This is a genomic window from Chromohalobacter sp. 296-RDG (assembly GCF_029889885.1).
Lineage (GTDB): Bacteria > Pseudomonadota > Gammaproteobacteria > Pseudomonadales > Halomonadaceae > Chromohalobacter.
In genome coordinates this window covers 39,922-53,475 of record NZ_JARANY010000011.1, presented here as the reverse complement: position 1 = coordinate 53,475, position 13,554 = coordinate 39,922, and the positions used below count along the sequence as shown (strand labels likewise).

Below are 13,554 nucleotides of genomic sequence, written 5' to 3'. Positions count from 1 at the left end.
GACAGGCGCCTGTCACGCTTCGTTGTCTGGCGTCTCGAATCCAGAGGGGGAGCGGCTCGACGACGTGTCCGACGAGTCATGGTCCGACGAGTCATGGTCCGAGGTATCGTTGCCTGTCGGCGCGGCACCCGCCTTGTTCAGTTGACTTTTGAAGGCGTCCATGATGTCCATCGGCAACGGGAAGACGATGGTCGAGGCGTTCTTGTTGCTCATGTCACTGAGCGTCTGCAGATAGCGCAACTGCAGCGCCGCGGAATTGCTGGCCATGACATCGGCGGCATCGACCAGCTTGTGCGAGGCCTGCAGCTCACCCTCGGCATGGATCACCTTGGCGCGCCGTTCACGCTCGGCCTCGGCCTGGCGGGCGATGGCGCGAATCATGCTCTCGTCGAGGTCGACATGCTTGATCTCGACATTGGCGACCTTGATGCCCCAGGCCTCTGTCTGAGTGTCGAGAATCTCCTGGATATCGTTATTGAGACGATCGCGTTCGGAGAGCATCTCGTCGAGGTCGTGCTTACCGAGCACCGAGCGCAAGGTGGTCTGCGCCAGTTGGCTGGTGGCGACACCGAAATTTTCGACCTGGATGATGGCCTTCTCGGGATCGACCACGCGGAAGTAGAGGACTGCGTTGACGCGCACGGTAACGTTATCCTGCGAGATGACGTCCTGCTCAGGCACGTCCAGCGTCACGGTGCGCAGATCGACGACCTGCATTTTCTGGATGGCTGGAATCAACAGCAACAGCCCCGGTCCCTTCACTGACTGGAAGCGGCCCAGGAAGAAAACCACACCACGCTTGTACTCCGGCAAGATGCGTATCGCCGCGAACAGCAACAGCACGACCAGAACAATCGGCACTAGATAGGCATAACTCGCGTACATGGCGTTACTCCTTCTCGATAAACGATGTTTCTCGATAAATGATGGCGTGCCCCAGGCACCGCATGGCGACTAAGGGGTTGCCGTCATTGGCTCGACTACCAGCGTCAAGCCCTCGCTGGATACGACTCGCACCCGCTGACCGCGTGCCACGGGCGATGCACAGCGCGCCTGCCAGCGCTCGCCGTGTACCATCACCTTGCCTTGTTCCTGGAAGTCCCCCAGCACCGTGGCCTCTTGGCCGATCATTTCCTCCTGACCGCCCTGCGGACGGCGCTGACGCATCCCCACGAAGCGCATAACCACCCACAACAGGAAGCCGACAGCCACTAGCGCCACGCCGCCTACCAGAGGCCATGCCAGCGCCTGATGCGTGTCATCCATCAGCATCACCGAGCCGGCGACGAAGGCTGCGAGTCCGCCGAATCCCAGCACGCCGACGCTGGGTACGAACGCTTCGGCCACGACCAGCGCCATGCCCAGGAAAACCAGTACCAGGCCCGCATACCCCACCGAGAGCATCTGGAAGGCGTACATGGCCAATACCAAGCTGATGGCGCCGATCACGCCGGGAAATAGCGTGCCCGGACTCAGCAATTCGAAGATCAGCCCGTAAAAGCCGATGATCATCAGGAAATAGGCGACGTTGGGATTGGTGATGAACGCCAGCACCTGGGCGCGCCAATCCGGCGGCTGGCGATCGAGCGTCATGCCCTGTGTAGATAGAGTACGCTCACCGCTCTCCATGACCACGCTTCGCCCGTCTATCTGGGTAAGCAAGGCGTCGAGATCGCTCGCCACGACATCGACGACGTTGGCCTCCAGGGCCTCGCTGGCCGTGAGATTGGCCGCCTCGCGCACGGCGCGTTCGGCCCACTCGGCGTTGCGTCCATGACGCTCGGCCAACGAACGAATCGTGGCCACCGCATCCTCGAGAACCTTGCGTTCCATCGCCGATGACGATGCTTCTTGAGTCTCTTCTTCCCCTGACGCGCCTTCCGTCGGTTCACCGCCGCCACCGCCGAGCTGCACCGGCGTCGCCGAACCGAGGTGTGTCGATGGCGTCATGGCGGCGATATGACTGGCATAGAGCAGATAGGTACCGGCGCTGGCGGCACGCGCCCCGGCGGGCGTCACATAGCTCACCACCGGTACCGGCGAGGCCAGCATCGCGCGGATCATGTCTCGCATGGAGGCCTCCAGGCCGCCCGGTGTATCGAGCTCGAGAATCACCAGCGAGGCGCCGGCCTCGTCGGCACGCTCGAGACCACGCTGAAAGTAATCGCTGGTGGCGGGGCCGATGCCGCCGTCGATACTCAGGACCACGCCGTGGGGCGCTTCACCCCCGTCGGATTGCGCACTCGCCAGCCACGACAATCCCAGACCCGCGAGTACCAGGCAGGCCCACATCAGGCAGCGGCGCATCGCGACTCCGTCATTACGGCGTAGCATCGCGACTCTCCGAGGCCGAGGCACAGGGCGTGGGACGCGTGGACCAGGTAGTGGTGCCATCATCCCGACGACATACGCGGCTACCTTCGGACGTGGCAGAACGCGCCTCGACGTCCGGCGACGATGACGCGTTGGGCTGCACGATGATCGACGGGTGCACACTGACGCGATCAAGCCCTTCTCGCCACCCGTGTTCACGCCATCCCTGCCAGGCGTGACGCTCACGGTCGTAGCGTCTCCCTTCATGTTCGACCTGGTGCGACTCGAGCGGCAACAAGCGCCCGCTATCGGGATCGTAGACCTTGACGCCTTCCGCGCTGGCCGTCGTGATCCCCGCAACCGCCAGCAGCAAGACAATGCCCATTGCAGCAGGCATTGCGTCACCCGCGTGCCGATACCTCGTCATGTTCGTCTCCTCGAGCTCGCCAGCCTCAGTCAGGGAGCCGTTTACGTCAGTCTAGTTCACGTGCACCACGCAACCATTCCCATAATGCCTCGCATGCCGGCCGCAATACCCGCGCCTGTGGGCGTACCAACCAGAAGGCCTCGTCGGTGGGCATGCACAATTCAAAGGGCGCCACCAGATCGTCACGACCATCGAAGAGGCGCCGGTGGGTCAAGGCGATGCCCGCCCCACGTGCGGCCAACGACAGTGTGGCGACCTGGGTATCGCAAATGAACGAAGCACAACGCGCTTCCAGCCCTTCGGACCCGGCCAGCGCCAGCCAACTCGGCCAGCCCAGCGCAAAGCCGGCGGCATGCAAGAGGGTATGCCCGGCCAAGTCTTCGGACGTTCGCAACTCACGGGCCAAGGCTGGCGAACACACCGGTAGCATGACTTCTTCGTTGAGCAGCACCGACTCCATGTCGGCCCAGCCACCCTGGCCGTAGCGGATCTCCATGTCCACGCCCTCGGCGCCGAAGTCACCGGGCCATACGGCACTTACCAAGCGGACCGTGACATCGCGATGCCAATGATGGAACCGCATCAGCTCGTTGGCCAACCAACCGTTCTGTACTGCAGGCGTGGCACGCAACGTGACCGGCGCGTCGGGATGCGGCCCGAAGACCTCGGCGGTACCTTCAGCAATGCGTGTGAAGGCTTCCTGAATGCTCGGCAGCCAAGCCTGTCCGGCCGGCGTCAGCGACAGGCTCCGCGGGTGCCGCACGAACAGCGCCTGGCCGAGACGATCCTCGAGCAGGCGGATTCGCTGGCTGACGGCCGATTGCGTCACGCCAAGCTCACGACCGGCCTGGGTGAAACTCAGCGTGCGCGCGGCCGCCTCGAAGGCTTGCATCCACAGAATCGGTGGCAGAGACATGATGAACTCGACGGCGATGAATGTCCGCCCATGATCGTTAATAAGCCACCCATTAGCAAAGCTTGGCCTTAGGTCCAATATTCATCGTTTGTCTAATGTCGCCATGAGGCGACATGCTAGAGGCCGATTCGCACGACCCAACACCAAGAGGCCGACATGCAGTCCCAGAGCCAATCTCCCGCCGTCGAAATGAGTGAACTCACGCCTTATGCGCAAGGCCCCGCGCTACGTGCCTGTCATCCCGGCGACAAGGCACTGGAGGTGGCCTGGGAAAACGCCGATAGCGCGCGTTTCAGCTACCGCTGGCTGCGTGATCACTGCGCCTGCACTGCGTGCCGCCATCCCATGACGCGCGAGCGTCTTTACATGCCGCTCGAGGATGAAAACTTCCTGAATGCCAACCCCGAGGCCAGCGTCGAAGACGGGATCCTGGTGCTGCGCTGGGCCGACGATCACGAATCGCGCTTTGATGGCGGGTGGCTACATCAACGTCGTCCCGAAACGCGGGCCGATGATGGCGTCCCGCGTGCCGAGGCATGGCAAGAAGGCTTTGCACCCGTCCATGTGGCGCATGCCGACATGATGGCCGGCAGCGACGGTCGCCGCAAATGGCTGACCGCGCTGCTGCGCGACGGTCTGGTCCTGCTCGATGACGGCCCGCGCGAGCTCGAAGAAGTCGTACGCATCACCGAACTGTTCGGGCCGATGCGCGCCACCAACTTTGGGGGCCGTTTCGACGTTCAGTCCAAGCCAAACCCCAACAATGCGGCGTATACCGCCATAGGTCTCGAGCTGCATAACGACCTTCCCAACTGGCGCCATCCGCCGGACATTCAACTACTGTATTGCCTGGAAAACGAAGCCGAGGGCGGTGCATCACTGTTCGCCGATGGCTTCGCCGTGGCCGAGGCGATGCGTCATGAAGCTCCGGAGGCATTCCTGCGTCTACGCGATACGCCCATCGATTTCCGCTTCCAGGACGAGGATAGCGACATCGCGGTACGCGCCCCGATCATCGACGTCGATGACACCGGCCGCATCCGCGAAGTGCGCTTCAACAACTGGATTCGCGACACCCTACGCCTACCGCCGGAAGAGGCTGACGCCTGGTACGAGGCGTACCTGATCTTCTGGCAACGCCTTCGCGAGCCGCGCTTCCGCGTCGACTTCGCGCTCGAGTCCGGACAGATGGTGGCTTTCGACAACCGTCGCGTGCTGCACGGTCGTGGCGCCTTCGACCCCAATACCGGACGCCGTCACCTGCAAGGCACCTATCTGGATATCGACCACCTCGAATCGCATCTACGCGTGTTGGCGCGCCACGCTGCTACCGCCGCGCCCGCTACTCCGACAACATCCACCAATGAAACGGGAGTTTCCTGATGTCTCATTCGCTTCGTCCCTTACTCGTCGGACTACCGCTAGCCGCCGGTGTCGGCCTGGCACTGCCGGCCCAAGCGGCCGATACAGTGCGCTTCGGCGTGCCCTCATGGCCTGGGATCACCGTCAAGACCGAGATCGCCAGCCAACTGCTGGCCCCCCTCGGTTATGAATCAAAAACCGATGACGTTGGCCTGCAGGTCATCTATCAGGGCATGGAAAGCGGCGATCTGGATGTCTTCCTCGGCGGCTGGTTACCGGCACAAGAGCCGATGCTCACGCCCATGGAAGATAAAGGAAGCGTGACGCGCATCGTCAACAACGTCGATGGCGCGCAAATGACGCTGGCAGTGCCCGACTACGTGTACGAGCAAGGCGTGACCTCGTTCGCGGACCTCGACGAGCACCGCGACATGTTCGACGGCAAGATCCATGGCTTCGGCGCCGGTTCCGCTGCCAGCGAAATTCTCAACAAGGCGATCGACAACGACACCTGGGGGCTCGGCGACTGGCAACTAGTGGATACCAGCACCGTCGGTATGCTCAGCGCCGCGCGCGACTCCATCTCACGCGAGGAACCCATCGTGTGGGTCGGCTGGACGCCGCACTGGATGAACCTCGAGCTGCCGATGCGCTACCTGGAAGACAGCAAGAACCTGTTCGGCGAGGGCAATGGCGCCAGTCAGGTACTCACCCTGATGAGTTCGGACTTCGCCGACGGCCACCCCAACTTGAAGACGTTCTTCGAGAACTTCACCTTCACCGCCGAGCAGCAAAGCTGGATGATCAAGGCCTTCGGTCTTGACGAGAAAGAGTTCGGCAGCGTGGCCACGACCTGGATCGAGGATCATCCGGATCGCGTCAAGGAAATGCTCGACGGCGTGACCACCACCGATGGCGATGCTGCCTGGCCGGTGGTGAAAGAAGCGCTTTCACTGGAAGACTGATCCGCGTTCGACACGGCATGCGAAGTGCCGTGTTCCCCCCGTGCGGGCTCTCACGTATGCTGAGCGCAGTTCACGCTTAGAGGGCCCGCATGTCTCGTTCTCTCGGAATTCTCTTCACCTTGCTCGGTGTCATGCTCGGCTGTGGCCTGCTCTGGCAATGGCTCGCCATGCACGACATCCTGACCCCGCAAGCGCTGCGTCATCTGCTGCAAAATGCCGCGTCATGGCGCGATGCCGCCTGGGCGCCACTGGCCGTCATGGGCATATATGCCCTCACTTCCCTGGTCGTTTTTCCATTAAGCGTACTGGTCGCCGCCACCGGCTTGGTCTTCGGTCCCGCCTGGGGCTTCGTCTATGCCATGCTGGGGACGCTGTCGGCGTCGATCGCCACTTACTGGGTGGGGCGGGCTCTAGGGCGTGACGCCCTGCTACGTCACGGCGGCAAGAAGCTCAACGGCCTCGCCCGACTGCTTGCCGGACGCGGCATACGCACCATGGTGCTGTTCAACCTGCTGCCCTTGGCCCCCTTCACCCTGACCAACATGCTGGCCGGGGCGTGCCACCTGCGTTTTCGCGATTACATGCTCGGCTCCACCTTGGGGATCGCCCCGGGACTGCTCGGCATCACCTTACTGGGGAGTCAGTTGGGGTCGCTAGTCACCGCAGAAAGCCGCGAGGGATTGCTGATCGCCGCCAGTGGCATCGTCGTCGCAGTGGGTATCTTGTGGGGGCTCAAGCGTTATGCCGAACGGCGTAGAAAGCGCGTGTAACGCCCCGTGAGCGCTCACTTACTGGGGATTTCTTCCTTAGTCTGAACCGTGTCGCGTTCCGGTACGGTTTGAAACACCGAACGCAATACTCGGCCGCGATGCCGCAGCAAGCGCCACTCGCCTTCGAGACGCCCGCGCACCTTTTCCCAGGCACCATCGTCACGCTCCGCCGCGCTCGCCTCGGCCTCGAGCACCTGACGATAGATGCCCAAGCAGTGCTCAGCACAGCGTCGATCATCGAGCTTATGCGCGCTGTCGAATGCTCCCTGGCGTAACCTGGCATGCAGGGTAGGTTCTTGAAGCGTTTCCAGCGCTTTCGCGAACGTCTCGACATCATCGCTGGGGAGCATGATGCCGTTTAAGCCGTCGCTCAGGACTTCGCGCACGCCACTGGCATCGACCGCCACCACCGGCAGGCCCGCCGCCATGGCTTCGGCGACGACCATGCCCTGGGTTTCACTGTGCGAGGCGAAGGCAAAGGTATCCATCGCATGGTAGGCATCGATCAAGGCCTGGTCGTGCAACTTGCCGGTGTAATGAAAACGATCCGCTACGCCCTCGCGGGCGGCATGGTCATGCATCACCGTGCGTGCTTCGCCCTCGCCAACGACCAATACCCGAGCCTTGGGATGACGCGCCAGGAAACGCGACAACGCCGCGGCCAGAAAACCGAGGTTCTTCTCCATCGCCAGACGCCCCACGTGCCCTATCACCATCGCATCTTCGGGGATGCCAAAGCGCTGACGCCAGCGCGCGCCTTCGCCTTGGGCAAAGGCGCGCGTATCCACGCCGCTGGGAATCACGCGCACTTTGTCGGGTAAAACGCCCCGCTGGGCCAATAGCGCGGCGATACTCTCGCTGGGTGCGATCACTGAATCGCATAATCGCGTGTATTCACTGGATAACGCGATAGCGAAACGCTGCATGCGCGGCGAGTCGCCGGGCACGTAGTGCGTGTAGTGCTCATATAGCGTGTGATGGGTAAAGACCAACGGCAGGCCATAAGTTTGCGCCACGCGTGCTGCGGTATCGCCGAGCAGGAAGGGATGGTGGGAATGCACCAGATCGGGCTCGAATTCCTCGATGGCCTCGTAGAGTTGACCGGGCACCGGCACGGGAAGAGAAAAATCGCTGCCGTTAAAGCGTTGCATGGCCACCACACGCACCACATCGCGCTCGAAACGTGGCTGACCGTCCAGTTTGGGCGCTACGACCAACACGCTGTGCCCCGCATGCTGCAGGCACCGCTTGAGACGCTGAACAGATTCACTCACTCCACCCACAGTCGGACAGTAGGTGTTGGTGAACATCAGGATATTCAATCCCTCGACTCCCTATGACCTCGAAAGCGCGACGCCGACCTGGCCCGCCGCAAGGCGGCACATCATAGCAGATAGCATGGCACCAAAGGCCAGCGATGGGGACATTAACGTGATGCATCGGGCAATTCGGGAACGCGGCCCCGCATGCCTTGCGTCAGATGTTCGACAAATGTCCTCAAGCGAGCGCCGGCATGGCGACGCGGCTCATGCACGGCATAGAAATCCGCCCGTAAGCCCTGCCATTCAGGCAACAGGGGCACGAGTTCACCCTGCGACAGGGCAGCGTGCACATCCCACCACGACCGCAGCAGAATTCCCGCGCCCTCCCGCGCCAGGCACGTAACCACCTCGCCATCATTGCTGGCCAGGTGCCCACCGACACGCACGGTGCGTACCTCACCCTGGCGTTCGAAGCGCCACAACGCAAAGTCGCTGTCGTTTTCGCGTACGACCAGGCAAGTATGCCGCGCCAGATCCTCCGGACTTTGTAATGGCGGCGCACGCCGCAAGTAGTCGGGCGAGGCGCAGAGGATACGACGATTGGCGAGGACCGGATGCGCGACCAGGTGCGCATCGGGCGGCTCGCCGACGCGAATGCCGAGATCGAAGCCATGATCGGCGAGGCTCAAGGGGAAATTGGTCAACTCCAGCCAGATATCCACCCCCGGATGACGCTCGATGAAGGTCGCGATCAGTGGCGCCACATGGCGACGCCCGAAGCCAAAGGTGGCATTGATGCGCAGACGCCCCGACAAATCGCCGCGCCGATCACGCAGCTCGCTTTCGAGCTCGCCAAGGTCGGAGAGAATCGTCGACCCACGCGCCAGATAGCGCTCCCCTTCGGCGGTCAGAGTCAACCGCCGCGTAGTGCGCGTCGCAAGTGACACATCGAGTCGCGCCTCCAACTGCATGAGGCGCTTGCTCACCGCCGACAGCGACAGGCCGAGCTCACGCGAGGCACCGGTCAAGCTGCCCGAACGCGCCACCTGTTGAAAGAAGGCCAGATCGTCGAGAGGCGTCACGTCATTCTCCACTTTTATTCAAGAGTGACTTGCATTATAGCCTGATTATCATCGCGATTTCGCACGCTAGACTCAAGGGACGCACCCAAGACGTCACGTCTTACCTTATTATTGAAGGAGCCTTTCATGAATGCACACAACATCGCCGTCATTGCCGGTGACGGCATCGGTACCGAAGTCACCCCGGAAGGCGTCCGTGCGCTGCAAGCCGCCGCTCAGCGTTTCAACATCGATCTCAGTTTCGAAGAGTTCGAGTTCGGTAGCTGCGACTACTATCTCGAACACGGTCAGATGCTGCCGGACGACTGGAAAAGCACGCTGTCGCGCTTCGATGCTCTCTTCTACGGTGCGGTGGGCTGGCCGGAAAAGGTCCCGGATCACATCTCGCTGTGGGGATCGCTGCTGCAGTTTCGCCGTGAGTTCGACCAGTACATCAACCTGCGCCCTTGTAAATTGATGCCCGGCATCAAGAGCCCATTGGCTGACCGCCAGCCCGGCGACATCGACTTCTACGTGGTGCGCGAGAACACCGAAGGCGAGTACTCGAGCATCGGCGGCAAGATCTTCGAGGGCACCGAGCGCGAGACGGTGATGCAGGAAACCGTGATGACCCGCATCGGGGTCGACCGGGTGCTCAAGTACGCCTTCGAGCTGGCCAAAAAGCGCCCGCGCGGCAAGCTCACCTCGGCCACCAAATCCAACGGCATCTCGATCACCATGCCCTACTGGGACGAACGCGTGAAGGCCATGCACGCGTCCTACCCGGAGATCGACGTGGATCAATTCCACATCGATATTCTCACTGCCAATTTCGTGCTTCACCCCGACTGGTTCGACGTGGTCGTCGCCAGCAACCTGTTCGGCGATATCCTCTCCGACCTGGGCCCGGCATGCACCGGCACCATCGGCGTGGCTCCCTCGGCCAACATCAACCCCGAAGGCGACTTTCCCAGCCTCTTCGAACCCGTCCATGGCAGCGCGCCGGATATCGCCGGCCGGGGCATCGCCAATCCCATCGGCCAGATCTGGTGTGGCGCCATGATGCTCGATCACCTGGGTCACGAAGAGGCCGGCAAAGCAATGCTCGACGCCATCGAGGCAGTGCTCGCCAAAGCCGACCCCAACGTGCTGACGCCCGACCTCAAGGGCCAGGGCACGACGCGAGACCTGGCACAGGCCATCATCGAGGCGATCTGAAAGGGCGCTGGATTACAGCTCACCGAGCTGGCTAGCGACGGCGCGCCAGCTTCAGGAGATGGTCATGCATCATCTCGACGAGGAAGAGCAGGAAGTCTTCCAGTTGGCCGGTCGCGTCTTCGACGACGCGACCAAGCAGTCGCTGGCCATCACCTATCAAGAAGAGATGCAACGCCTGGCGTCTTGAGTGGGAGACCGGAAGTAAGAACCCAGACACCACGCCATAACGCGAACGCCCAGCGAGATATTCTCGCTGGGCGTTCGTGTCTTTCGCCATCGCAGGTCACGAGGCGAGCGTTACAGGACCGGCATCAGTGGTCCGAGGCTACGCGAAAACGCACCACGGCCTGATAAAGATCGCCAGCTTGCGTTTCGAGCGAACCGGCAGCGCCCGCCGCCTGCTGTACCAAGGCCGCGTTCTGCTGTGTCACCTGATCCATCTGCGTCACGGCCTGATTGACCTGCTCGATTCCCGAGGACTGTTCCTGAGAAGCAGCGGAAATTTCAGCCATCAAGTCGTTGACACGCTGAGCACCGTCGCGAATCTCGCTCATAGCGCTGTCGGCCTGGTCGACGAGTTCGGCGCCAGCATTGACGTGGCCCACCGACCCTTCGATCAGTGACTTGATATCACGCGCGGCATCCGCACTGCGACTCGCCAGATTGCGCACTTCGCTGGCAACCACCGCGAAACCACGGCCCTGCTCGCCGGCACGTGCCGCTTCCACCGAGGCGTTGAGCGCCAGTAGATTGGTCTGGAAGGCGATGTCATCGATCAGCGAAATGATATCGGCCACCTTGCGGGAACTGCTGCGAATCTCGCCCATGGTGCTTACCACCTGGGAAATCACTTCCTGGCCATGCGCCACCGACGCCGTCGTGGCATCCGAAACCTTGTTGGCCTGATCGGCATTTTCCGCGTTCTGCCGCACGGTTGCGGTCAACTCTTCCATGCTCGACGCGGTTTGAGCCAGCGACGCCGCCTGCTCCTCGGTCCGCGCGGAAAGATCGTTGTTGCCCGTGGCAATCTCCCGCGAGCCCTGATCGATAGCCTCCCCGGCGTCACGGATACGTGCAATCGTCTTGCTCAGCTCGAGACGCATGCGTTCGATGGCATACATCAGGCTCTGAGTATCGCCCTCGCGCAACTCGGTGGGCGTGGTCAGATCGCCTTCGGCGATACGCCCCACGACACGGGCGGCTTCATCCGGCTCGCCGCCCAGACTGCGATACACGTTGCGAATCACCAGCAGGAAGGCTGCGGTCAGAAGGCCCCCCGCCACCAGCAAGACCAGCGCGTACTGCCACAGCTTGTCGATGAAGGCCGACTGAATGTCGTTAGTGTAGACACCCGCCGCCATGTTCCAGCCCCAGGGCTCGAAGCGCTCGACGTAGCTGAGCTTGGGAAAGAGTGCGTCGCTGCTGGCGTCGCGCGAGGAGTACGGCAGATAACCGGCGCCCTCTTCGCCGAGCGAAGCCAGATCACGATACACCGCCACCCCGTTGGGATCTTCGTAGTCCGACATATCCGATCCGGCGTCACGACGCGGGTGATAGACGAGTTGCGCGTCGGCATCGAAGACGAAGATATAATTATCGCGATCACTGCCGAAACGCATTGCGTCGAGATCCTCGGTGGCCCGCGTCTTGGCCTCCTCTTCACTCAAGTCGCCCGACGCGACTCGCTCGGCATAACCATTCAGCAGGGTATGCACCATGCCGATGGTGTTGGAAAGCGCTGCCTTGCGCTCATCGAACATCGTGTTTCTGCTCTGCCACGCCATGCTGACGACGATCGCGATCATTACCAGCCACATCAGTGCCAGCGTCAGCCACAATTTCCTTTTGAGCGTCCACTGCGTACGTGTCGTCTCCGCATGAGAACCGTGCGATACCACCGGCGCCGTCGGTTCACCCGCGTGAGCGACCACGTTCGAATTAGTCATTAACCCCCCTTGCCCCTTAGTACGTCTTCACAATCGATGACAAAGGGGTTATCGGCCATTCGCGGCGATTCTTGATAGGCGCGGCGCAAGATGAGCGTCCACTTTTTACCGAAGGACTCACCCGAAGGACTCGCCGGCCACATCTCGCCCATTAGTCGAATAAGTTCAACATACGCACACATTAGTTCTACATTCAAAAGGACAGGAACTCGTCACACATTACACTCAACGAATGCAAAGGACCTTCACACCATGCAGATGGGACGTCGCCAGTTTCTCGCCACTTCCAGTGCCCTGGCCGCCACGGCCAGCTTTGCGCCGACGCTAATGGCGCAATCAAACGGTACCGGCACGCCACAGCGTTATCCGGACAATACCTGGGAAGTGCTCGACGACCGCTTCAAGCCCTATTACGTCTTCAACACGCCGCTCGAACGGCAATGGACCGGCGGCCTTTGGCTCGAAGGCCCTGCCTGGAACGCCGTGGGCCGCTACGCCGTGTTCAGCGACATCCCCCGTGCCCGACAAATGCGCTGGGATGAAGCGACGGGTGAAGTCAGTGTGCTGCGCGAAGGCGTCGGCCACTCCAACGGCAATACCTTCGACCGCTGGGGACGATTAGTCGCGTGTGAGCACTCCCCCGCACGCGTGGTGCGCTACGAGTGGGACGGCAGCGTCACGACACTGGCCGACCAGTTCCAGGGCAAGCGCCTCAATGCACCCAACGACCTCGTCGCCCTCGACAATGGCGGCATCTTGTTCACCGACCCCGGCTACGGCGCGCATGTGGATTACGAAGGCCACAAGCGCGAGCTCGAGCTCGACCCCGCGATCTACTACATCGACGACGACCTCGACGCGCCACGCTTATTTTCCGATGAGCTCTATAAGCCCAACGGCATTGCGCTGAGTGCCGATAAGCGCACGCTCTATGCCAGTGATAGCGCGCCGTCCCACTATCCCGACCAGCCGGCCACGATCTCGCGCTGGCGACTGGCAGAGGATGGTACCGCGCAAGGCGAGCGCGAGACGGTGATCTCGAGCAAGGACGAAGGCTACGACGGCATCACGCTGGATCAGGACGGCAATATCTGGGCCGGCGTGTCGGGCGGGGAAGGCAAGGACGGTGTCTCGGTCTTCACCGCCGACGGCGAGCGCCTGGCGCGCATTCTGCTGCCGGAAGTCTGCGCCAACCTCTGCTTCGTAGGCGAGGATCGCAACCGCTTGCTGATGACCGCCAGCCAGTCAATCTACACCCTCTACACCGGTGCACGCGGGGCCTAGTACCGTTTTCCAAGCAGCCGACATTCGCCC

The 13,554-nt window shown here is 62.0% G+C and carries 13 protein-coding genes; 6 read left to right on the top strand and 7 right to left on the bottom strand.

The genetic code is table 11. The features are described 5' to 3' along the window. Positions 1-12: 12 nt before the first annotated feature. From OP495_RS06660 to OP495_RS06645, 4 genes are all read right to left on the bottom strand, one after another. Complete coding sequence (locus OP495_RS06660; protein WP_280568003.1) at positions 13-885, bottom strand: slipin family protein; 873 nt, start codon at positions 883-885, stop codon at positions 13-15. A gap of 69 nt (positions 886-954) precedes the next feature. Next, positions 955-2,334: a nodulation protein NfeD gene (locus tag OP495_RS06655; protein WP_280568001.1), complete on the bottom strand. Its 1,380-nt coding sequence runs from the start codon at positions 2,332-2,334 to the stop codon at positions 955-957. Next, entirely contained in the window at positions 2,321-2,740 is a 420-nt protein-coding gene (locus OP495_RS06650) for a hypothetical protein (protein WP_280567999.1), read from the bottom strand. Before OP495_RS06650 ends, OP495_RS06655 begins: the two co-directional genes overlap by 14 nt. 46 nt (positions 2,741-2,786) lie before the next feature. Next, complete coding sequence (locus OP495_RS06645; protein ID WP_280563346.1) at positions 2,787-3,656, bottom strand: LysR family transcriptional regulator; 870 nt, start codon at positions 3,654-3,656, stop codon at positions 2,787-2,789. Between the two features lie 156 nt (positions 3,657-3,812). On the opposite strand from OP495_RS06645, the gene OP495_RS06640 reads away from it, so the two are divergent. From OP495_RS06640 to OP495_RS06630, 3 genes are all read left to right on the top strand, one after another. Next, positions 3,813-5,039: a TauD/TfdA family dioxygenase gene (locus OP495_RS06640; protein WP_280567998.1), complete on the top strand. Its 1,227-nt coding sequence runs from the start codon at positions 3,813-3,815 to the stop codon at positions 5,037-5,039. Continuing rightward, positions 5,039-5,983 (top strand): ABC transporter substrate-binding protein, encoded by a 945-nt coding sequence (locus tag OP495_RS06635; RefSeq protein WP_280563349.1) that lies wholly within the window; start codon positions 5,039-5,041, stop codon positions 5,981-5,983. Before OP495_RS06640 ends, OP495_RS06635 begins: the two co-directional genes overlap by 1 nt. Before the next feature lie 89 nt (positions 5,984-6,072). Further along, on the top strand, positions 6,073-6,753 hold the full coding sequence (locus OP495_RS06630; protein ID WP_280567997.1) for a TVP38/TMEM64 family protein: 681 nt from the start codon (positions 6,073-6,075) through the stop codon (positions 6,751-6,753). 14 nt (positions 6,754-6,767) lie between these two features. Here OP495_RS06630 and OP495_RS06625 read toward each other — a convergent pair whose 3' ends face one another. Beyond that, complete coding sequence (locus tag OP495_RS06625) at positions 6,768-8,075, bottom strand: glycosyltransferase (RefSeq protein ID WP_280563352.1); 1,308 nt, start codon at positions 8,073-8,075, stop codon at positions 6,768-6,770. 104 nt (positions 8,076-8,179) lie between these two features. Beyond that, the gene (locus OP495_RS06620) at positions 8,180-9,097 is read right to left on the bottom strand and encodes a LysR substrate-binding domain-containing protein (protein WP_280567995.1); all 918 of its coding nucleotides are present in this window, start codon (positions 9,095-9,097) and stop codon (positions 8,180-8,182) included. A 126-nt stretch (positions 9,098-9,223) separates the two neighbouring features. On the opposite strand from OP495_RS06620, the gene OP495_RS06615 reads away from it, so the two are divergent. After that, on the top strand, positions 9,224-10,294 hold the full coding sequence (locus OP495_RS06615; protein ID WP_280563354.1) for a tartrate dehydrogenase: 1,071 nt from the start codon (positions 9,224-9,226) through the stop codon (positions 10,292-10,294). Between the two features lie 64 nt (positions 10,295-10,358). Continuing rightward, entirely contained in the window at positions 10,359-10,481 is a 123-nt protein-coding gene (locus tag OP495_RS06610) for a hypothetical protein (protein ID WP_280563355.1), read from the top strand. Positions 10,482-10,605: 124 nt separating this feature from the next. Here OP495_RS06610 and OP495_RS06605 read toward each other — a convergent pair whose 3' ends face one another. Continuing rightward, the gene (locus OP495_RS06605) at positions 10,606-12,240 is read right to left on the bottom strand and encodes a methyl-accepting chemotaxis protein (protein WP_280567993.1); all 1,635 of its coding nucleotides are present in this window, start codon (positions 12,238-12,240) and stop codon (positions 10,606-10,608) included. A gap of 252 nt (positions 12,241-12,492) precedes the next feature. Here OP495_RS06605 and OP495_RS06600 point away from each other — a divergent pair, with 252 nt between their 5' ends. Next, positions 12,493-13,524, top strand: a complete 1,032-nt coding sequence (locus tag OP495_RS06600) for an SMP-30/gluconolactonase/LRE family protein (RefSeq protein ID WP_280563357.1) — start codon at positions 12,493-12,495, stop codon at positions 13,522-13,524. The last annotated feature ends 30 nt before the right edge of the window (positions 13,525-13,554 follow it).